Source organism: Hoeflea marina, assembly GCF_003182275.1.
In the GTDB taxonomy this organism is placed as follows: domain Bacteria; phylum Pseudomonadota; class Alphaproteobacteria; order Rhizobiales; family Rhizobiaceae; genus Hoeflea; species Hoeflea marina.
Window position 1 is genome coordinate 1 of the sequence record NZ_QGTR01000004.1, and the last position, 22,027, is coordinate 22,027.

The 22,027-nt window shown below is 62.3% G+C and carries 15 protein-coding genes; 5 read left to right on the forward strand and 10 right to left on the reverse strand.

Annotated elements, in window-relative coordinates; all coding sequences use genetic code 11:
* Positions 1-902: 902 nt before the first annotated feature.
* The 5 genes from DFR52_RS24305 to ccoN form a co-directional block, all read right to left on the reverse strand.
* Positions 903-2,462, reverse strand: coding sequence for a hypothetical protein (locus DFR52_RS24305; RefSeq protein WP_146215618.1), 1,560 nt, complete (start codon positions 2,460-2,462; stop codon positions 903-905).
* 400 nt (positions 2,463-2,862) lie between these two features.
* On the reverse strand, positions 2,863-3,726 hold the full coding sequence (ccoP, locus tag DFR52_RS15400; RefSeq protein WP_110032904.1) for a cytochrome-c oxidase, cbb3-type subunit III: 864 nt from the start codon (positions 3,724-3,726) through the stop codon (positions 2,863-2,865).
* Positions 3,727-3,729: 3 nt separating this feature from the next.
* Entirely contained in the window at positions 3,730-3,882 is a 153-nt protein-coding gene (locus DFR52_RS15405; protein ID WP_110032905.1) for a cbb3-type cytochrome c oxidase subunit 3, read from the reverse strand.
* Between the two features lie 10 nt (positions 3,883-3,892).
* Positions 3,893-4,624, reverse strand: a complete 732-nt coding sequence (ccoO, locus tag DFR52_RS15410) for a cytochrome-c oxidase, cbb3-type subunit II (RefSeq protein ID WP_110032906.1) — start codon at positions 4,622-4,624, stop codon at positions 3,893-3,895.
* 12 nt (positions 4,625-4,636) lie between these two features.
* Entirely contained in the window at positions 4,637-6,256 is a 1,620-nt protein-coding gene (gene ccoN, locus DFR52_RS15415; RefSeq protein WP_110032907.1) for a cytochrome-c oxidase, cbb3-type subunit I, read from the reverse strand.
* Between the two features lie 219 nt (positions 6,257-6,475).
* Here ccoN and DFR52_RS15420 point away from each other — a divergent pair, with 219 nt between their 5' ends.
* Positions 6,476-6,931: a hemerythrin domain-containing protein gene (locus DFR52_RS15420; RefSeq protein ID WP_110032908.1), complete on the forward strand. Its 456-nt coding sequence runs from the start codon at positions 6,476-6,478 to the stop codon at positions 6,929-6,931.
* Between the two features lie 296 nt (positions 6,932-7,227).
* Here the strand turns inward: DFR52_RS15420 and gmd are convergent, their stop codons facing one another.
* On the reverse strand, positions 7,228-8,268 hold the full coding sequence (gmd, locus tag DFR52_RS15425) for a GDP-mannose 4,6-dehydratase (RefSeq protein WP_110032909.1): 1,041 nt from the start codon (positions 8,266-8,268) through the stop codon (positions 7,228-7,230).
* Between gmd and DFR52_RS15430 the strand changes: the two genes are divergently transcribed.
* Complete coding sequence (locus DFR52_RS15430) at positions 8,234-10,930, forward strand: glycosyltransferase (protein ID WP_146215619.1); 2,697 nt, start codon at positions 8,234-8,236, stop codon at positions 10,928-10,930. The genes gmd and DFR52_RS15430 overlap by 35 nt on opposite strands.
* 97 nt (positions 10,931-11,027) lie before the next feature.
* Here the strand turns inward: DFR52_RS15430 and DFR52_RS15435 are convergent, their stop codons facing one another.
* Positions 11,028-11,750: a class I SAM-dependent methyltransferase gene (locus tag DFR52_RS15435; RefSeq protein WP_158284974.1), complete on the reverse strand. Its 723-nt coding sequence runs from the start codon at positions 11,748-11,750 to the stop codon at positions 11,028-11,030.
* A 216-nt stretch (positions 11,751-11,966) separates the two neighbouring features.
* On the opposite strand from DFR52_RS15435, the gene DFR52_RS15440 reads away from it, so the two are divergent.
* On the forward strand, positions 11,967-14,651 hold the full coding sequence (locus tag DFR52_RS15440; protein WP_110032912.1) for a glycosyltransferase: 2,685 nt from the start codon (positions 11,967-11,969) through the stop codon (positions 14,649-14,651).
* Between the two features lie 144 nt (positions 14,652-14,795).
* Here DFR52_RS15440 and DFR52_RS15445 read toward each other — a convergent pair whose 3' ends face one another.
* Genes DFR52_RS15445 through DFR52_RS24525 form a run of 3 tightly spaced genes read right to left on the reverse strand, consistent with a single transcriptional unit; the run spans position 14,796 to position 19,185 of the window.
* Positions 14,796-15,566, reverse strand: a complete 771-nt coding sequence (locus DFR52_RS15445; RefSeq protein WP_110032913.1) for a glycosyltransferase family 2 protein — start codon at positions 15,564-15,566, stop codon at positions 14,796-14,798.
* A 50-nt stretch (positions 15,567-15,616) separates the two neighbouring features.
* Positions 15,617-16,519 (reverse strand): UbiA family prenyltransferase, encoded by a 903-nt coding sequence (locus DFR52_RS15450; protein WP_110032914.1) that lies wholly within the window; start codon positions 16,517-16,519, stop codon positions 15,617-15,619.
* Positions 16,516-19,185, reverse strand: coding sequence for a hypothetical protein (locus DFR52_RS24525; RefSeq protein ID WP_158284975.1), 2,670 nt, complete (start codon positions 19,183-19,185; stop codon positions 16,516-16,518). Before DFR52_RS24525 ends, DFR52_RS15450 begins: the two co-directional genes overlap by 4 nt.
* A 220-nt stretch (positions 19,186-19,405) precedes the next feature.
* On the opposite strand from DFR52_RS24525, the gene DFR52_RS15460 reads away from it, so the two are divergent.
* Together DFR52_RS15460 and DFR52_RS15465 are read left to right on the forward strand one after the other, a co-directional pair.
* Complete coding sequence (locus DFR52_RS15460) at positions 19,406-20,191, forward strand: sulfotransferase family protein (RefSeq protein WP_110032915.1); 786 nt, start codon at positions 19,406-19,408, stop codon at positions 20,189-20,191.
* Positions 20,192-20,490: 299 nt separating this feature from the next.
* Positions 20,491-22,026, forward strand: a complete 1,536-nt coding sequence (locus DFR52_RS15465) for a replicative DNA helicase (RefSeq protein WP_110032916.1) — start codon at positions 20,491-20,493, stop codon at positions 22,024-22,026.
* Position 22,027: the final 1 nt, after the last annotated feature.

Consider the following 22,027-nt stretch of genomic DNA (forward strand, 5'->3'; position numbering starts at 1 on the left):
GGCACTCGCTGAGGTACGAACTCAAGGTTCGGGGATGACACGCACCTCCGCCGCTGGAGACAATCATACACCTTCGGCAACGTACAAGGATGAGGCTGAAGGGTGGCGCCGTGTGGCCACTCAGAATGAAGGAACGGGGGACCGGATCGGAGGCGCCGGGGAGAGCCCGGCGGAGGCTGCGACCATCCCCTCCTCCGTCATGCCGGCCCCCGAGCCGGCATCCAGCAGACGAGCGTCCGCGAGGCGGGGGACCCGTGGGGGCCAGTTTGCTTCCTGCGCTGTGCCCGATGGCCCGGTCCGCAGCCGAAGCAAACTGTCCCCCGGCATCCGTCAAGCTGCTGTGGGCCCAGGGCACCAACACCGAGAGCTGCGACCAGTGGGTCAAGGCCCGCGACACCGACGACAGCGAATTCGAACCGGGCAGGTTCCTTCTGGGAGGACGGGCTGGAAAACGATTCTGAGTGGATCGACGCGAAGGCGTGAGACGCTACGGCAGGTCATGAAGATGGCCTGCCGTTTGTGGTTGGGGGGCGATGTGCAAAATCAGGCCGAATGCCCGCGAACAAGTATGGGCGCGGCACGGCAGGTTCGCGCAAGGGGAGGCTGAGGGCAGCCGGCGGGAAAGCGCGATTCCGGCATGGAAATTACGGGGGATGGCAGCGAGAGAAAGTGGTATTTGCTGTTATTCGTAAAATCTGCGGCTCAAATTCAAGATTAACAAGCGCGAATCCAAGTCTAAGCGCCATAGACTTCTAATGGCTAATTTGATCCAATCTAGAGCATTTGGGTTAACCACCCGGGACAATATTTCAGACGGAACGGACATCCGATCCGTTGATCAACCTACCGCAATCGAAATATAGACATTTATAGTATGATCGACAGAAAGACATTAAATTTCGTCAAACTGTCGTCTCTGACATATATATTTGCCCATCCTTCAGCTGAAAACGTGGATCATTGTCGAATATATTTGAGAACCGCCGTACCCCCACCTGCAATCGAACGGGCACCTTCCCGCCAGAATAAGTCTTGGCCGCCCTCAGAGCCATATCCCCAATTCTTATCGGCGCGCCTTCTCGAAGCAACTCTCTTACTGCCCAATCCCTCACCAAAGGCGGGGTAATATTCTCAGTAGCAATAGGGCTGAGACTAGCGTGACTCGCATTTTCATTCGGGGGATACAGAAATAACTTTCCAGTCGATGCCAAATATCCAATAAAATCGCCGTAACCCAATATTTTCCAGAATTCGGTAGGCAGTGGATTGACACTTTTAGATGTAATCCGGCGCTCTAACTGCCTTATCGGTATCATATCGTTCTTGCGCGTAGCTAAAACATACAAAATCCTTTCTAGAATTGGAGCTTTCGCCTGCTCCGGAGTCATAAGTTGATCGTTTACAATTAGAAATCTTGTCGTTGCCCTAATGTTCTTGGCAAGTGGGGGGCCTTTCGAAGCATCTATGTCAAATTCAACCATTGTCCCGCGTCGCGGCAATTGACGTTCGTCAGGCGTAATCGCGAAGGGAAGCTTATCTTCGTTGATGACAGTCCGACGCCCACTTATTACGTCACCAATCATGCCATAATTCTTCCGGTCACGATCATCGGCGTATCTTCTTAAAGCCGTCTCCGCATTCTCGATCTTTGATGACAAGAACGAAAGCCATTCTTGAGCATCCTGTATTATCACATCACGAACTCTTGAAACTGTCTTCTTATATCGAATATAAAACTCTAATGCGACCCCCGATCCGACTGCCACGCCATCGAGTAACCTCCGAAGTATAACGAGAGAATTAGCCGAAAGACCGGCAAGTTTCTTAATCCATCCCCTTATAATGAATTGTGAGCTTGCTTCCGCTTTTGTTGATGCTAAAGCATTCCTTGCATCAGCGGTCGAACGCGCAACTTCCTGCACTTGGACACTCTGGATCCAGTTGGGTTCGCGAGCATATCTAGAAAGATCATCAAATTTTGATATTTGCTTGTATACATCTCGATCTTCCATCGTCGACATTTCGATCCCAGGAAGTATTTCCGTGTATTCATCCGTATTCAAACTCTCAAAGCCGGTTCTAGACTGCTCCCGATAAGCGTCAAGTGCTGTTGAAATCGCAGACAGCAATTGTGAGAACGTAGCATCTAGAGAATCCCCGCGCTCTAAAACAGGAAATGATACTACATCATCAGAATCAGAATCAGAATTTAAGTCTTGATGGAAAAAATAGCGCCTCCTTATCTCCGAAAGTCGTACCGATGCATGCTCCAAAGGAAGTTTCGCTCCCTCTAGTGAGCCATTGGATAACCCCTGCAGAGCCAGCACGAGAAAATTCACCTGTTCTCTAGGAAAATCATCCGGCAAGAAATTGTGTTGGTCCACGGCGGCTCTCAGCTTCGAGCCCACCACCGCGACCTCATTAAGCTCAAGCGCGAACTCATAACCGATTTTATTAGCCATACCAGTTTGCCTAGATATCTTGACCGCGATGCTACCTTACAGCATAGGTATTTTGGTGTTTGAATGCTGAGTCAACTAAATTTCCAGGTACTGTCGGCATTCACGCGCATTATTCATCATGATGGCTCGGCCCTCCACGTCAATGGCAATAGCCGAAAAATGGACAGGCATACTCGGGTTCCAGTAACGACATTTCAGTAAATTCCGCGACAGAGCCTATTCCCTTTCGAGCTTAGCCGTTGCCGATAACTTCGTTCTTGGTCGCCCCGAGGGCAAAGCAGCCGTTAGACGGCGCACGAACGACCAGCCTTCCACCCTAAATCTACCGCTCCCCCCCACGAAAAACCCCGCCGGCTCGCACCGACGGGGTTGCTGCTTGCCTCCGTGACTGCCTCAGCCCCTACTGCCCGCCGCCCAGCGAGTGGACGAAGACGGCGAGTTCCTTGACCGTGGGTTCGCCGAGGCGGCCGAGCCAGGCCGGCATGACGCCGTGCCTTGGCTTGGCGATCTGGGCCGCGATATGGGCCTCGCTGTTGCCGTAGAACCAGATGGCGTCGCCGAGATGGGGGGCTCCGAGGTCCTGGTTGCCCTCGGCGTTCTCGCCGTGGCAGGCCACGCAGTTGTCGGCGAAGACCTGCTTGCCGGCGTCCGCCATCGCCGGATCCGCGGCGGTGCCGGTGAGGCTCACCACATAGGCGGCGGCCTGGCGGACCTCGGCCGGTTCGAGAATGTCGCTGAAGGCGGGCATTTCCGAGATGCGGGTGTCGTCGTCGCCGGCAAAGCGGATGCCGTGCGAGATGGTGGCGAAGATCTGGTCCACCGTTCCGCCCCAGAGCCAGTCGTCATCGTTGAGGTTGGGGTAGCCGGCCGAGCCCTGCGCGCCCGAGCCGTGGCACTGGATGCAGTTGACCTTGAAGGCCGCGGCCCCGCCGGCGATGGCAAAGCGCAAGAGTTCCGGATCGGCCGAGATCTGGTCGAGCGGCGTCGCCGCCACCTTGTCGAGATAGACGCTCTGGGCCGATTTGGCGTTTGCCAGCTCCGCAACCACGTCGGCACGGCTCGAATAGCCGAGCAGCCCCTTGCTGGCGCCGTTGATCAGCGGAATGGCCGGATAGGCAATGGCATAGCCCGCCGCCCAGATGATGCAGAGGTAGAAGGTCCACAGCCACCAGCGCGGCATGGGGTTGTCCAGCTCGCGGATGCCGTCCCAGACATGGCCGGTGGTCTTGACGCCGGAGACTTCGTCGATGTGTTTTTCGGACATGTTTCAGTCCTCCTTCAGCGGGATTTGGGAGGCCTCGTCGGCGGCCTTCTTGCCGCCCGGCCGGAGGGTGAAGAGAATGACGCCGCAGAAGACGGCCAGCATGAAGACGAGTCCCCAGCTGTCGGCGAAGTGGCGCATGGCTGTGTAGGTTTCCATTGCCGCCTCCTCAGCGATAGCCGGATGCTTCGTCGTAGGTCGAGAAATCGACCAACGTGCCAAGCATCTGCAGGTAGGAAATCAGCGCGTCCATCTCGGTCAGCGCCGCCGGACTGCCGTCGAAATCGCCCAGCACCAGCTTCGGATAGCGGGCCTCGACGCCGGACGTGTCGGCATCCGGATTGGCCTGGGCCAGGATGTCGGCCTCGGCGTTCTCGATCATCTCGTCGCTGTAGGGCACGCCGACCATCCGGCTTGCCTTGAGGCTGGCGGTGACGTTCTCGATCCTGAGCGGCGCATTGGCCAGGAACGAGTAGCTCGGCATCACCGATTCCGGCACCACCGAGCGCGGCTCGGTGAGATGCTGGACGTGCCATTCGTTCGAGTAGCGGGAGCCGACGCGGGCGAGGTCCGGCCCCGTCCGCTTCGAGCCCCACTGGAACGAGTGGTCATACATCGATTCCGCAGCCAGGCTGTAGTGACCGTAGCGCTCCACTTCGTCGCGGAACGGACGGATCATCTGGCTGTGGCAGGTGTAGCAGCCCTCGCGGATGTAGATGTCGCGACCGGCCAGTTCCAGCGGTGAATAGGGACGCATCCCGTCCACCTTCTCGATGGTGTTTTCGAGATAGAACAAGGGCGCGATCTCGACGATGCCGCCGACCGAGACCACCAGGAGCGAGGCCACCAGCAGAAGCGTCGCGTTGCGTTCGATTATTCCGTGTTTGTCTAGCAGGGACATTGGTCGTGCCTCCTATTCTGCTGGCTGCAGGGCGGGCAGCGATCCGGGGATCGCGGCCTCGTTGCGCTGATGGCCGAGGATGGTCATGGTGACGTTCCAGGCCATGATGATGCCGCCCGTGAGATACATCAGGCCGCCGAGCGCGCGCAGGATGTAGTAGGGCTTCATGGCGGCCACGGATTCGGCGAAGGAGTAGACCAGGAAGCCCTGATCGTTGTACTCGCGCCACATCAGGCCCTGCTGGATGCCGGCAACCCACATGACGGCGGCGTAGACGACGATGCCGAGGGTGGCGAGCCAGAAGTGCCAGTTGACGAGCCTCAGCGAATACAGCCGCTCGCGGCCCCACAGTTTCGGCGTCAGATAGTAGATGGCGCCGAAGGTGATCATGCCGACCCAGCCGAGCGCGCCGGAATGCACGTGGCCGATGGTCCAGTCGGTGTAGTGGGAGAGCGAGTTGACCGCCTTGATCGACATCATCGGGCCTTCGAAGGTGGACATGCCGTAGAAGGCCACGGCGATCACCATCATGCGGATGATCGGGTCGGTGCGGATCTTGTCCCAGGCGCCCGAGAGCGTCATCAGGCCGTTGATCATGCCGCCCCAGGAGGGCATCCACAGCATGATCGAGAACACCATGCCCAGCGTCTGCGCCCAGTCGGGCAGCGCGGTGTAGTGCAGGTGGTGCGGACCGGCCCAGATGTAGAGGAAGATCAGCGACCAGAAGTGGATGATGGAGAGCCGGTAGGAATAGACCGGGCGGCCCGCCTGCTTCGGGATGAAGTAGTACATCATGCCGAGGAAGCCGGCGGTGAGGAAGAAGCCCACCGCATTGTGGCCGTACCACCACTGCGTCAGCGCGTCCTGCACGCCGGAGAACAGCGAATAGCTCTTCGAGCCCAGGAACGACACCGGCATGGCCAGGTTGTTGACGATGTGCAGCATGGCGATGGTGACGATGAAGGCGAGATAGAACCAGTTGGCCACGTAGATGTGGGGTTCCTTGCGCTTGAGCAGCGTGCCGAGGAAGACAATCAGATAGGCCACCCAGACGGCGGTCAGCCACAGATCGACATACCATTCCGGCTCGGCATATTCGCGGCTCTGGGTGATGCCCAGCAGGTAGCCGGTGGCCGCCATGACGATGAACAGCTGGTAGCCCCAGAACACGAACCAGGCCAGATCGCCGCCGAACAGCCGTGCCCGCGACGTGCGCTGCACGACGTAGAACGAGGTCATGATCAGCGCATTGCCGCCGAAGGCGAAGACCACCGCGGAGGTGTGCAGCGGCCGCATCCGGCCGAAATTGAACCAGGGCTCGATGTTGAGGTCGGGAAAGGCGAGCTGCAGGGCGACCACGACGCCCACCAGGAAGCCGACCACCCCCCAGAACACGGTGGCGATGGTGCCGTAGCGGACGACCTCGTCGAAGTAGCCCGATTCGGCATCCGCCGAAGGGCCCTCGACGGGCGAGAACTGGATGCGCCGCAGCAGCAGCACGGTTGCGCACAGAAGGACGAAGAAGAGGATCCACATATGGGCCTCAAACAGGTCATCCTTGGCGAAAGCCGCGCCGAGCAATGCCACAAAGGCACCGATGCCCACGGCGATTGTTTCGAATGCGTATTTCATGGTGGTATTCCCCCAGGGGTATCGGACACTCCGCTGCGCGAACGTCGCGACCCGCCCCCACGGCAGACCGCACCCCTTGCGCAGGGCAGCCCCCAATTTGCAGAGACCGGCAAGACCCGCCTTGATCCAGGTCAAGGACGCTTTCCTTCTCCCCTCATAATCTCTCAGCCACGAGAACGACGCCGGCAACGGCGGCAACAGAGGAGCGGGTTCCGGCAGATGAGCGACGACGCAACAATCAGGCTCGCGGCGGGCCAGGACCCGATCGCGGCGCTGCGCAAGGCGCATCTCGACCAGCTGGCGCTGTGCGACCGGCTGGAGGAAATCGCCGATTCGCTCCCCGCCCAGGTCAACCGCCAGAAGTGCATCTATGCGGCGCGCGCGCTCGGCCCGATGATCCAGGGCCTGCACCGCTTCGAGGAGGAGGTGGTGTTTCCGCTGGTGGCGAGCCAGCGCGGCGGCGATCCCGACATAGCCGCCACGCTCAACCGCCTGCGCTTCGAGCATTGCGAGGACGAATGCTTCGCCGAGGAACTGACCGAGGCGCTGCAGGATCTCGGCGCCGGCAAGACCGGCATCAACATCGAGGCCATCGGCTACATGCTGCGCGGCTTCTTCGAGGCCATGCGCCGCCACATCGCGTTTGAGGGCGAGCACCTGTTGCGCATGCGGTGAGGCTGATGGCGCGGCCGGCCATCCCCAGGCGATGACCGGCCGGACGGCCGCGGAATGCCGTCTATGCCGCAATGCCTGGCCGGCGGCGCACGCGCCATGTCGGCCGGCCGGCTTGTGCAGGCTGCCCGGAGCGCATTGGTGTTCATCGATCCGGCGACGCGCTCCGGGGATTCGTCGCACCGTCCTGCGACGAGGTGAAAATCACTTTCCCTGCAAATGCTCTGGCGGCAAACCGCCTCCCGCAAGACCGGTGGAGCCGTCGCCCGCGATCGGCTTCGGGCCCTTCCCGGCTGGTGCTATACGCCCGAGACGTGGTTGGAAGCGACCCTGCGCATGTCCACGTCCACCATCTCGGCGACCAGATCCTCCAGCTGGACGGTGGGCCGCCAGCCGAGAACACGATCCGCCAGGGACGGATCGCCGATGAGGAGATCGACCTCCGCGGGTCTGTAGAAGGCCGGATCGATGCTGACGACTGTCTTGCCGCTGGCCCGGTCCAGGGCCCGCTCCTCGAGTCCCGTTCCCAGCCAGTCGAGCGAGATGCCGCAGGCTTTCGCGGCCAAGGCGATGAAATCACGCACGGTATGGGTCCGGCCCGTCGCCACGACGAAATCCATGCCGGCGTCGGTTTGCAGCATCCGCCACATCGCATCGACATAGTCGTTTGCGTGGCCCCAGTCCCGCCTCGCCTCGAGGTTGCCGACCCGCAGCGGACCCTCGCCCCTCAGCGCGTATTTCGCCATCCCGAGCGTCACCTTGCGGGGCAGAAACTCCGCGCCCCTGAGCGGCGATTCATGATTGAAGAGAATGCCGCTGCAGCAGTGCAGCCCATAGGCTTCGCGATAGTTGACGACGCTCCAATGGGCAAACAGCTTGGCCACTCCATAGGGGCTGCGCGGATAGAAGGGGGTCTTCTCGGTCTGCGGGACCTGCTGCGCCTTGCCGAACATCTCCGAGGTCGAGGCCTGGTAGAACCTGGCCGTGGGGATCACCGTCCTGACGCCCTCGAGCAATCGCAGGGCGCCGACCGCCGTCACCTGGGTGGTGTAGAGGGGTTGGGAGAACGAATCGCCGACGAAGCTTTGGGCCGCCAGATTGTAGATCTCGTCGGGCCTGACCGTCTCCAGCACCGCCCGCACATTTGAATCCTCGGTCAGTTCCATCGAGACGAATTCCACATCGTCGAGAACCTGCAGATACTGCAGGCGCCAGGTGCCGATGCCGGACGTGCGACGCATGGCGCATACCACGCGGTATCCCTTCCCGAGCAGCAGCTTTGCCAGATAGGCGCCATCCTGTCCCGTGGCGCCCGTAATCAATGCGGTCTTTCTTGTCACAGATGGTATCCAGCCAAGCGAATTTGGATTCACAGTCACATGCGCTATGACAACGTTTCAGGGCAAAGGCAAAGAAAGATTCGGAAAAATGAGGAGCGCGTTCTTCACGATTTCATCATGGAACTACCTCCCCTACTCCAGGACGCTCGCCGCATCCCTTGCGCGTCATCATCCGGATTTCACCCGCATCCTGGTGATCGCCGACACAAGCAGGGAAGGCATCGAAGCGGACGCATTCCCCGAATTCGACAGCCATGTCTACTTCGAGGAGCTCAATCTCCCCGACCCCCGGTCTTTCAGTTTTCGCTATGATGTCATGGAGTTGAACACGGCCATCAAGCCGACCGTGTTCCGGCGGCTGTTCGCGGAAGGGTATGACCGCGTCATCTATCTCGACCCCGACATCTTCGCCTACCGCCGCTTCGACGAGATCATCGAAGCGTTCGACAACGGCGCCTCCTCGATCCTGACGCCGCATGCGCTGGAGCCCAACCTGCACGCGGAGAGCCCGAACGACCTCACATTCATGAGGGCAGGAATATACAATCTTGGATTTTTGGCTCTCACGAATACAGCGAAAACGTCAGCCCTGCTGGAATGGTGGGAGACGCGGCTGCGCACGGAGTGCGTCTCCAACCGGATCGGGGACGGGATCTTCGTCGACCAGAAGTTCATGGACCTGTGGCCCGCCTATTGTCCGGACACGCACATCCTGCGCGACCCCGCCTACAACGTGGCCTACTGGAACCTCGATTCGCGCACGATCGCGCGCGCCGATGGCAGATACGAGATCAACGGCTCGCCACTTGCCTTCTTCCATTTCAGCGGGATCACGCCCGGCGACCGGAGCGTGCTCTCCAAGCATCAGCAGCGGTGGAAGCCCACGTCGACCAGGGAACTGGCAGACCTGTTCTCCGACTACCATGATCAGCTGGATGCCCATGGTTCAGGCAGGTCGCCGCCAGTGCCCTATGGCTTCGGGAGGTTTGCCGATGGCACCGACATCCCGGCTGTGGCACGGATCCTCTTTCGCGAGAAGCTCGAGCCCTTCGAAGGCGATCCTTTCGTCCTGTTGCCCGACAGTCTCGACCACCCGGCGGCCATCGCGCCCAATCCTGGCGGCGTGGTCACGCAGCTCGCGCATGCGCTCTGGGAATCAAGGCCCGACCTGCAACCCTTTTTTCCCCTGCATGACGCGCAGTCGCAGATCAATTATGCCGACTGGTTGGTATCCGGCGGCGCAATGTCGGCAGGGATTCCGTCCAGATTCGTTGACACGGTCGCCAGAAGGATTGATCGGCTCGGGGCGACTGATGCCGTTGCTCCTGCAGGACCGGTTGCTTCCACCAGGACTGCGTCTGCTCTTGCATCCCGGATCGCCCGCCTCGCCTATCGAACTCTCGTCAGGGCGCAGCCGCATATCCGCTGGCTCTACCGGATGATGCCACCGGCCAGGAGAAAGCAATTCCTTGATGCCATGTTCAGGCGGGCCTGGCCCTCCGATACCGATGCAGCGACCCATACCGCCCTTGCGCCGGGATTTTCCCTCATCGGTTACCCGCTTTCGGAAACAGGCGTGGGCGAGGCCATGCGCGCGCTGGCGCGATCGATCGAGTCGGCGAACATCGACTACGATGTCACAAATTTTGACGACCAGGTGCGCTCGTCGCACCGGGACGAAACCCTGACGCACCGGATCACGGAGCGCCCTTCCAGGATCGTGAATGTCTTTTGCGTCAACGCCGACATGCTGGGCTCAACCATTCACGGGGTCGGCCCGGGGTGCCTCAGGAACAGATACAACATCGTCCGGCCGTTCTGGGAACTGCCGCTGATCCCTGCGCAATGGCTGGCGAGCCTGAAGCAGGTGGACGAGATCTGGGCCCCGACCACCTTCGTCCGCGATGCCTTCGTCGCCGGCTCGTACCGCCCCGTGGTGCACATCCCGGTGGCCATTTCCATTCCCTCCAGCGTCACGGCGAACCGCAAGCGCTTTCAGATTCCGGATGACTCGACTGCGTTTCTGTTTGCGTTCGATTTTTCCTCCTACCCGGATCGTAAAAATCCCGATGCGGTGGTGCAGGCCTATCTGCAGGCGTTCGGCCAGGACCGCAACCGGCGCGTCTCGCTGGTCATCAAGACCATGGGCACCAGCCCGCTCAAGCGGGGGATTCTCAATTCGATCCGCAGCCTTGCGCAGGCCGACAAGAGGATCCTGCTGATCGACGAGGTTCTCACGCGCGCCGAGACCTACTGCCTGACGAAATCATGCGACGTGTTCGTCTCGCTGCACCGTTCTGAGGGGTTCGGATTGGGGATTGCCGAAGCCATGGCCATGGGCAAGGCGGTCGTGGCAACCGACTTTTCCGGAAGCACGGACTTCCTGAGCAGCCAGACAGGATTCCCGGTCCCCTACAAATTGATCGGCGTGGAACCCGAGCAATATCCCTACTTCATCGAGGGGCAGACCTGGGCGGATCCCGACATCGATGAAGCCGCCCGCATCATGGCGCAACTGGCCGACAACGCCGAGGCGATCGCAGCCGCGGGCGAGCGCGCCCGACTCTACATGGCGCTGACCCACAGCCCCGAGGCGGTCGGGAAACTGATTGCAAAACGGTATGGAGACATCCAGGGCCACCGGAATTCCCGAAGGGGCTGATGCGGTCCGAACCTATCGGAGGACGACAATGGAACATCCACACATGGGACTGCACCCTGTCCCGTCGAGGCCAGCGGTGAGCCTTGCCGCACTGCCGTCAACCCGGCACCAGTCCATAGGCAAGGTCCATCTTCTTCGTCCTTTGCAGCGGACTCAGGGAAGCGTCCACCAGCATACGCTTGCCCCAGCTGTCGTCCCGGTCGACCTGAAAGCCGGTGTCACGCAGCATGGCAAAGAGGCATTCCTTGTTGGGAACCCAGAAATTGGTGATGTCGTCGGCAAGCGTCCCTGCTTCGTAGTAGCGCGCAACCGCCACGCCAGGCATCAGGTCTGGCTCAAACTGCGTCTCGACGAGAAGGCGGGCACGGCAAAGCTGAGAAAGAAGGTTGAGCGCACGCATCATGTCCGGCAGATGGTAGAAGACGCCCAGGAAAAGCACGAGATCAAACTGGCCGATCTCGGCGGCGGAAACGTCGTACAAATTCATCTGCCTGTAGTCGAACTCGAGGCCGGTGAGCTGCTCCATCACTCCAAAGCCATGGGTGTTCTTCGCCCGATAATCAACCGCAGTCACCTGCGCGCCGCGACGTGCCAGATGCATCGAGAAGAAGCCGTCCGACGGGCCGATATCCAATGCCCGCATTCCGGTCAGGTCGTCGGGGAGTTGGAGCTTTTCCAGCAGGAACATGGGATCGTAGCTGCCAGGCGTGATCACGCCGGGGAACACCTCGAACTTGTGATGCCAGTGGCGCACCAGTGAGACCATCGCCTCTGCCCTGTCACCGTCACCGGGGTTCGTCTCTTGCAGGTCGTCGTGCATCTCTTCGGTCTCCGGTCTTGGTCGTGCCGCAATGAACAGGTGTAAGTCTGAACCGAACGTCATAGCCGGTTCCGCCAGCACACGGCGAAGAATAATTGGGATCTTGGCGTTGCCGTCGGTTCGACGCCTTCCCCCAGCACCGATCAGGAACATATCCCGCACTGGTGCCGACGTTCAATCGCGGGCGAGCGCGAAGCCCTCATTCCGGGAGATCTTATGACCAGCAGAACCGCCATCGTCGTCCTGGGCGCGCATCGCAGTGGCACATCCGCGCTGACGCGTATGCTCAGCCTCCTCGGCGCGGCCCTGCCGCGCAACCTGTTTGCGGCGGGACCAGGAAACGAGACCGGCCATTGGGAACCGGAGGCCGCGATCCGGATCAACGACCAGATCCTGGATCTGGCACAATCGTCGGTCAACGATGTCCATGGTCCCACACGCGAATGGCTGCAGACGCCCGTGGCCCAGGCATTCGTCGCCAGGCTGGCAGCTCTCATCGTCGATGAATACGGCGACGAACCGCTTTTCGTGCTCAAGGACCCGCGCATCTCGCTGGTGTTTCCGCTGTGGCGCGCGGCGCTGGCGCAGCTTGATATCCGTTGTGTCACCGTCGTCATGTCACGCAATCCGGCAGAGGCCGCACTCTCGCTGGCGCGGCGGCAAGGCCTGGCAGGAGACCGCCAGGCCTGGCCATTGGTGCGCGGGGGCCTGCTGTGGTTGCGCTACAATCTCGCGGCCGAGGACTATTCGCGCAGCGTCGACAGGGCGTTCTCCGACTATTCAGCCCTGCTCGGCGACTGGAGATCGGTGGCGTCCCGCCTGGGTCACGAGCTCGCCATCGCGTGGCCGACATCCATTGCGGAGGCGGCCCCTGAAGTCGACAGGTTCCTGGCACCCGCTCTCCGCCACCACTGCGAGGCAGAAGACCTTGAGTCCCGCCAGGGCGTGTGGTCGGCATGGATCGCGCCGGTCTATTCAGAACTGCGCGCGGCCGCTGAAGGCCGCGTCCCCGACCCTGTCGTCCTTGCCGCGGTGAGGCAGTCCTTCGACGATGTGCACAGCCAGATTCAGCACCCTTTCGAGCAGCCAGCGTCCGAACCTCCCCGCCTGCGCCTCATGCGCCGGGGCACGGGCCGAAGGAAGCTGTGCCTTGTCGGCGAGCAGTACTGGAAGCCGGCCCACGCGGCAGGACCCGCAAGGGCCGTCCTCGAAACCGCAGTCGCCGCCGACATCGACGTTGCCATCCTCGACATCGGCGTCTTGAGCACCGCGGATGCGGCAGCCTTCGAGGCCTTCGCCGCACGCCATTGTTTTGCCGTCGAGACAGTCGACCTTGCGGGACCTTCGATCCAGCCGTCCTTCCTGGCTCCTGCAATCCAGGTGTTCCGGCAGCTTCGTGCAGAGCATTTCGAGGCGATCGTCTTCCAGGACCGGGGCGGCCTGGGCCATGCCAGCGCGATCGCAAAGCATGCCGGACTGGCTTTCGCCGACGTGTCGCTGGCTGTCCTGGCCACGGGAGGCTCCGGCTGGCTCAGACGGTGCAATGGCGAATTCCTGTCGGACCTCGTCAAGATCGGCATCGAACACCTGGAAAGGACCACCGCCGAGCTCGCCGATTCGATCATTCTGCCGCATCCGGCGAGCAGCCAGTGGATGACCGATCTTGGATGGAACCCGAAGATGGTGCTCTCACTCAAGGACAGCGCGGGTGGCGACGGCGGTTGGCACGGGATCCTCCAGCAGCTCCTGAAGGCGGATTGCGGGGCCGTGATTGATCCCCCTCCTCCCGCCGGGCCCACCGACACGACGGTCATCATCACCCATCACGAGCAGCCGGAGCTGATCGAGCAATGCCTGCAGGGGCTGTTGCAACAGAGCGAGAAGGGGTTTTGCGTTGTCGTGGTCGACGATGGCAGCAGGAGCGAGGCGGCGCGGAAATATCTGGACACGATCGAGGAGCGGTACCGGTCGCTCGGACTGAAACTGGTCCGGCAGGAGAACCTGTACCTCGGCGCCGCGCGCAACGCAGGCATCAGAGCGGCGACGACCGAATTCGTCATCCTGCTCGATGACGACAATGTGGCATTTCCGGACATGGTGCGCACCCTCCGCAGGGCCGTTCGAATATCCGGCGCCGACGTGGTGACCTTCGGCCTCAAGCATTTCTCCGACGAGTCCGGACCGCCCGATGCGGCGGCGCATGGCAACGGAACCGAGCAGTATTTCTCGGCGGGGCCGACGCTTCTCGGTTCCATTCACAACTGTTACGGAGACAGTTCGGCCATCTACAGAACCCGTGTCTTCGAGACGGTCGGCGGCTTCCACGAGATCCATGGCGTCAGCTACGAGGACTGGCAGATGCACCTTCGCATCGCCACGTCCGGCTTTCGCATCGTCAGCCTGCCTGAAGCCCTGCTCTGGTACCGGATACGCGCCGGCAGCATGCTGCGTTCGACCCGGGCCTACAGCAACGCGCGCGTCATTGCCTCGACGATCGACACGTTGCCGTGTTCGACCCTGTCGGCGCTTTCCGACTATCTGATCGGCAGCGAGCTGGAGCAGACCCGGTTGAACCTGAGCCTGGACCAGACACGACTGCAGGCGGCCCTGGAGCGAAGCGTCGCCGGGGCCATGATGGCCAGCGGCAGCAATGCCGCGAGCGCAGAAGCCGGCCGATATATCAAGAGCCTGCAGGCCGCGCTGGAAGAGCGCTCGGGAGCGGCCAGGGAGGCCGCGCGCTACGCGACCTCGCTGGAGCAGGCATTGGCGCAACTTCGGGAGGCCAGCGAAGCCACCGCCGAATACGCCCGTGGACTGGAGCGCGCACGCACACGCGCGGAGGAGTACGCGAGCACACTCGAGGCAGAGTTGAAGAAGTTCAGCCCGGCTTCCCCGCGATGACCCGGCGGCGTCGCCGTCCGCATCCCGAATCCGGCTGACAGGATGCGGTCCGCCGACAGCCGGAAGGGCTCATCCCGCCTGCCTGACGCATGACCTGAGGGTCTGGCAGAGCGCGACCGGACCATGGCGATCCCCGGCCGGCAGTCAGTTGAACATCCTGAAGCGGAGGAGATACCAGATTGCCTTGACGCCGTCCTGCCAGCCGATCTTCTTGCCTTCCTCGTAGGTGCGGCCGAAATAGCTGATGCCGGTCTCGTAGATGCGCCAGCGCCCCGCGCGCGCTATCTGGGCGCTGATCTGGATTTCACAGCCGAAATCGTTGCAGGTCAGATGCAACTGGTCGAGCACGTCGCGCGTGAACATCTTGTAGCAGCACTCGATGTCGGTGAGCGTCTGGTTGTAGAGAAGATTGAACATCAGCGAGATGAAGCGGTTGGCGAGATAGTGGTGAAAATAGAGCGACCGATGCGGCCTGCCGTAGAACCGGGAGCCGTAGACGACATCGGCGACCCGGCGCTGGACGACAAGGTCATGCATCACCGTCCAATCGGCGGGATCGTATTCCAGGTCGGCGTCCTGGATGACGATGACGTCTCCCGTCGCGGCAGCCAGTCCGGTCTGCAGCGCCGCGCCCTTGCCGCTGTTGGACCGGTGATGCAACAGCCGCACGGTAACGGGGGCCAGCGACGGCTCGTCGGCAAAGACGAGGTTTCCAGCGGCATCGACCGCCATGGACGCGGCCTGGCGAAGGCCGGTCGGAAAATTGGCCTGCAGCCACTCGCGGCCGCCGTCGGTGGAGCCGTCGTCGACGATGATGATTTCCTTCGCCACGCCCGGCAGGGACTGGCTCACCAGCGCCAAGGCGTGTGGCAGCGTCTCGGCTTCATTGTAGACAGGCATGATGATGGAAAGCATGAAACCTCGAAGCCGTCAGGGGCTATGGCGCTGGAAACGGCCAGGAGCGGTCAGAAGAAGGCCACCGTCACGATCATGTCGATGCCGATGATGGCGAAGAATGCCCGGTAGAGCCGCTGCAGCCGGCGCAGGCTGTCGGGGGTCAGTCCGGTCCGAACGGCGCGGCGGGACGCCCACAGATGCGGCGGAATGAACGCAGCGGCGAGAACGAGCGGCAACGGGACATAGCCGAGCGCAGCCAGCGCGGCGATGAAGCAATAGGACGCGATGAAGAGGACAAGCCCGGCCATGAAGCTCCGGGTCTTGCCGAATGCCACTGCGTTGGTGCGAATGCCGTTGACCAGATCCACATCATGATCGCGTGCCTCATGGGTGAAATGGCCCGCGGTGAACACCAAGCCGAAAAAGCAGCCCACCAGCACGCCCCGCGCATCGATCGGGCCGAATGCCGCGTAACCGAGCAGAAAATGCGTGAGCCCGCCAAGGAGATGCAGGCCGGAATTGAACAGCGGAACGCCCTTGAGACCCAGGATCGGTCCGGAATAGGCGACGCTCAGCCCGGCAATGGCGATCGCCAGACCCAGGGCCGTCGCGCTGATGAGCGCGAAGAAGACCAGACTGGCCGCGAGCAATGCCGCCGCCACATAGCCGGCTTCCGCGGTCGTCACCCCCCTGGAGGCAAATGTGCGGCCCGCCCTGTCGGGATCCATGAGATCGCCGTCGGTTCCGGCCCAGTCGTTGAGAACGAAGACATGGGCAACCAGGCAGACATTGCCGGCGATCAGCAGCGCAAGGGCGAAGACGTGGCTCGCCGAAAAGGCGCCGATCGCCAGCACCGCGCCGATGAACGGCGTTGCCTGAAGCGCCGCCACTTCATCGAAGCGGATGCAGGAGAGCCAGCGCGACAGGGTCTTTGTCGCCCGACGGCGCATCTCACCGGCGATCAGCATCATTTTCCGCCGCACTTCCCACCAGCGCCGGCCGAATCGCACGGAAGCGCCGAGAGCGTGCGCTCGTTCTCGAAATAGAGCCGTAACCAGAGGGCATAGCCGATATCCTGGGACCAGTAGAAACGCCGGACGGTTGCGCTCAGGTCGTTGTGATAGAGAAGCGGTGGGCTCCGGCTTAGCAGGGAAAAATCATCTTCGGCAATGTCTTCCAGCAGCCTCGCCGTTTGTCGGTAGGCTTCATGTGAGACTTCGCCGGCTTCGATCCTTCGGATTTCGCCCGCGACCCGCACCCAGATGTACTGGCCGGCAACGTCCGTGCGCAGGCGCGCCTGCGGAAACTGCGGCAGGCAACCGGCCTTCTCGAGGTCGGCGAGCCGCAGGATCACCATCACCGGCGCACCGGCGTAATAGACCCAGATGTCGTCGTCGCCGGCCTTGGCGGACAGCGCCCGGCACAGGGCATGGGCTGCCGGCTGGTCCACCTGGTCCAGAAACTGGAATATATGCATCTGGATTCCGACATCCGCCGGATTGGGGTCCTGTCCCGGATCCAGGCACCGGTACTGGTCCCGCGGCGCAAGCCATGTCCTGTAAAGTCCGTCCGGTCTCCGGTACTGCTTCAGGGTGGCGAGCACGGACGCGAGCTGGCCCGCGCTGCCTCCGTCTGTCACCCGCCATGCCAGGGCGGTGTCGTCCGAATCGGGTGTGATCACGCAGCCGAGCCTGCCGATGGTGGCGGCGTCGGGGCGTCCGTGATACCGGACTAGGCCGGTCTGCTCGATCTGGCCGGACAGGAACCCGCGGGTTTTCGCCAGCATGTCCTCGAGACCCGCCGCCTCGGCCACGGGTCCGGCGACGTCGAGCATGATGGCATTGAGATAGGTGTTGAGTTCCAGGCGCGGCTCTTCGAAACGGGTACCGCCGGTGTAGACGGTCAACCAGGAGCCGTCCGCCTGTTGGCCACTCGAAAGCACCTGGCTGGCGCGCCGCGCCGCACTCGGCAGATCGGTCACAGGCTCGATTGCCTCCGGCCGAGGCTCGAGGACGAAAGTTGTCTGCCCGAGCAGCCGCGGCTCTCCTCCCTCCGTGGCGCGGACCAGCACCGCCAGAATATGGTCCCCCGGGCCGAGCCCGTCGAGCCGGGCGGTGACGGCCCACCCCGCCGGGCTCGTCTCTCCCAGCGCGGCCTCGACATCGGGGCGCGAGAAGAACGTCGAGCTTCCCGCGACCTGCCGGCCATCGATGAGGACGGCGACATCGCTTGGAGAGTGATTGTTGGTCAGCGCCCAGCCCTGGACCTCGATCTGCCTGCCGGCCTCGCCGCCGGCGCCCTGCGCAACGGGCAGGACAATGGACACATCGATGCTGCCGCGCAGACCGACATTGAGGTCGGGTTGCACCCGCGGATGGCGCAGTTCCGCGATGAAGGCGGCGTTGCGAATGTCCCAGGCAGGCCGCATCCGGTCAGGACCCGCGGCGGAGATGATCGGCATTTCCGAGACTCCGGTGTACCAGAAGGCGCCGATGCCCTGCACCAGGATGGCCGCCAGGGACGCGACCGCAAACGCGGCGCGGCCGATCCGCGACAGCGATGTCACCACGGGCGGCAGCATCCACATCAGCATGGGCAGCATGTCGGTCAGCCAGCGCGGCCCCCAGGACATGCCCTGTCGCCAGTCGATCATGGCGTAGAGAAGCAGCTGCACGAGGGCGGCACAGCCGACCGCCGCCGTCAGTCCCCGTCCGGAGGGCTCACGCGCGATCCGCCGAACGAAGATCGCAATGAACAGCAGGAACGGCGAGAAGACAAACAGGCCGCGCGTCGGACTGACGAGCAGGCCCGCCACACCCTCCAGGAAGTTGTCGTTGAAATTCTCGGCAGGGACATGAACCGCGTAGGCGCCGGCAACATTGCCCACAACCACCAGATTGTAGGCAACGCTCAACAGGACCGGAACCAGGCCCGAGAGGACAAACAGCGGCACCCTCCTGCCGGCCCACCACAATCCATAGATGCCCAAACCCGCGGCCAGAATGGCGTCCGGCTGGCGGTTGGCGGCGATCAGCGCGCACAGGAAACCTGCGAGGATGATCCTCGGCATCGTGCCCGGTCCGGTGAGCAGCAGCATCGTGGCCACGATCAGCAATTGCGCGAGACCATGCATCCACAGCGCCTGGCTGCTGATGACCCAGGTCGTCGTCCCGAAGGCATAGACCAGGCTCAGAATGACTGCCCATCCGCGATCGGTCCGCCGCCTCAGCAGCAGATAGAGCAAGCCGACGGACAGCGCCGCCATCAGGGAAGCGCAGAGCTTTTCCATGATGCGGGCTACCTGGTCGAACAGCAGCGGGTCGAAGCCGGACCGGTTCAGATAGATAACAGCCGGAAGATAGAGGGGGGCAAGAACCACCGGTACGACGACGGGAAATTTCGACACGTATCGGTCGCCCGCCACCTTCACGATCCAGTGCGCGGTGTCGCCCTTCTCCAGCGTTGGCGGCGGTTTGCGCCCCTGCGCCACCATCGGGAGGATCGGATCAAGCGACAGGTCATGATTCTGCCAGATCGAAAACGGCAGATATCGCGCCGCATAGCTGTCCGCTGCACTGATGGAGCGGAGATTCGCGTTGTAGATTACGAAGGCCATCGTCCCAAGAAGCAAAGCCACCAGGACATCACGAGCGCAAATGCGACGAAAAACCGGTTCTCCATTTGCCTCGGCTGGGACATCGGCGGACCGTGCCTCTGTCACCAATGATCTTGCCTCTTTGACATTATGATCGGGGACACCATAGTGGCATGATCCGCACTCGACAATGAACTCCCTGGCGCATCAACAGGAAGATCTTCGCCGCCATGCCCTCACATTTTTCGGAGAATGACAGCAGATGCCAAAGGGGACCGGTTCGAGACAGGCAAACCTGATCGGCATCGGCGCGCCGAGGACCGCGACCAGCAGCCTGGCGCGCATGCTCCAGGCGTCGCAGGAGGTCTTTGTCCCCGAAGAAAAGGAACTCAACGGCTTCGGCATCGACACGAGCGTCACCGCGGAACGCTACGACATGTCCTTCGCCAAGGCGACCGTCGAGCAGCACTATCTCGCCGACATCACGCCGGTCTATCTTTCCAACGAGCAGATGCCCGAGCGCATAAGGTCCTACAATCCCGACGCACGGATCATCGCCACGCTCAGGGAGCCGGTCAGCCGCGTGGTGTCGCAGTACAGGCATATGAAAAGCGTGGTCGACACGTCGCTGGGCCCCGACCTTGCGCTGGACATCGAGTCCTATGTGAAGCGCGGCCTGGCCGAAATCGGCGGGCACAGCCCCGCCGAGAACACCTGGTACTCAGCCGCCATGAACATCCGTCATTCCCTCTATGGCAGCCATCTCAGCCGCTATTACCGGTGCTTTCCCCGCGACCGGATCCTGGTGCTGATCTACGAGGACCTGACCGGCCCGACCCCTGCGGCGGGCAAGGGCGTGTGGGAGCAGCAGCTAAAGGATTTCCTCGGCGTCACCACGGACCAGACCCACTGGCAGAATCGCGCCGAAGGCTTCGAGACGGAAATCTCCGAAGAGCTGAAAGGCGAGCTCAGGACGCTGTTTGCCCCGGAGGTCGCGCTGGCGGGAGAACTGATCGGCCGCGACCTTGCCGGGTTGTGGGGATACTGAAGGCTCTCGAAGTCAGTCCGTCGCGATCGGGCACTCGACGCCGTGGTCAGACCGTATTCCGCAATTCCTCCGGTCCACCTGGTGCCGTGAGCGACATCCGTCCGCCCGAATCGTGCTAGAATGAGGTCAAGCCGAAACCCATCGCTGATGCGCGCACTTATCCACAGGCTGTGGATGATGCGCATGAACGCGCAGCCGCGGTTTTTTGGCCGGACAGGATCGCCTGACTTGGATAAAGGTCGGGTCCCGAACCAGATAGACAGACATCCGGACCACCGGACAGGAAAGCTGACCCACCGATGAACGACGCGGCGCGCAAATTCGACACAGTTCCGGCCCGGGCCGAAAAGACCCCGCTGTTTCGCGAGGCGCCGTCCAACATCGAGGCCGAGCAGGCGCTGCTCGGCGCCATCCTCGTCAACAACGACGCCTTCTACCGGGTGTCGGACTTTCTCAAGCCCGAACACTACCAGGAGCCGCTGCACCGCAAGATCTACGAGGTCGGCGGCGACATCATCCGCATGGGCAAGACCGCCAACCCGGTGACCATCAAGACCTTCCTGCCCGCCGACGGCAAGGTCGGCGACATGACCGTGGCGCAGTATCTCGCCCGTCTCGCCTCCGAGGCCGTCAACATCATCAATGCCGAGGACTATGGCCGCGCCATCTACGACCTGGCGCTGCGCCGGGCGCTGATCGGCATCGGCGAGGACATGGTCAACATCGCTTTCGACGCGCCGCTCGACATGCCGCCGCAGACCCAGATCGAGGACGCCGAGCGCCGCCTGTTCGAGCTCGCCGAGAACGGCCGCTACGACGGCGGCTTCCAGTCCTTCAACGACGCGGTGTCGCTGGCCATCGACATGGCGGGCGCGGCCTACCAGCGCGACGGCGGGCTGTCGGGCATTTCCACCGGCATCACCTCGCTCGACGCCCGCATGGGCGGCCTGCAGCATTCCGACTTGATCGTGCTTGCCGGACGCCCCGGCATGGGCAAGACGTCGCTTGCCACCAACATCGCCTTCAACATCGCCGCCGCCTACGAGCCGGAAGTCCAGGCCGACGGCTCCATGAAGGCCAAGAACGGCGGCGTCGTCGGCTTCTATTCGCTGGAAATGAGCTCCGAGCAGCTCGCCACCCGCATCATTTCCGAGCAGACCGAGATCCCGTCGTCGAAGATCCGCCGCGGCGACATCACCGAGGCGGACTTCGAGAAGCTCGTCGGCTGCTCGCAGATGATGCAGAAGATCCCGCTGTTCATCGACCAGACCGGCGGCATCTCGATCGCGCAGCTGTCGGCGCGGGCCCGGCGGCTCAAGCGGCAGCGCGGCCTCGACGTGCTGGTCATCGACTATATCCAGCTGATGACCGGCTCGGGCAAGTCGAGCGACAACCGGGTGCAGGAAATCACCCAGATCACCACCGGTCTCAAGGCGCTCGGCAAGGAGCTTCACGTTCCCATCATTGCCCTGTCGCAGCTCTCGCGCCAGGTCGAAAGCCGCGAGGACAAGCGCCCGCAGCTCTCCGACCTGCGTGAATCGGGCTCGATCGAGCAGGACGCCGACGTCGTGCTGTTCGTGTTCCGCGAGGAATACTACGTCAACAACATGGAGCCGCGCCGCACCGCCGAGGAAGTGGCCGCCGACATCAAGACGCCGGAATACCTGGCCTGGGAAGACAAGATGACCAAGGTGCGCGGCACCGCCGACGTGATCATCGCCAAGCAGCGCCACGGCCCCACCGGCACCGTGCAGCTCGCCTTCCAGTCGCAGTTCACCCGCTTCACCGACCTGGCCGACACATCCTACGACCAGTTCTCCCACGACGAGCATTGAG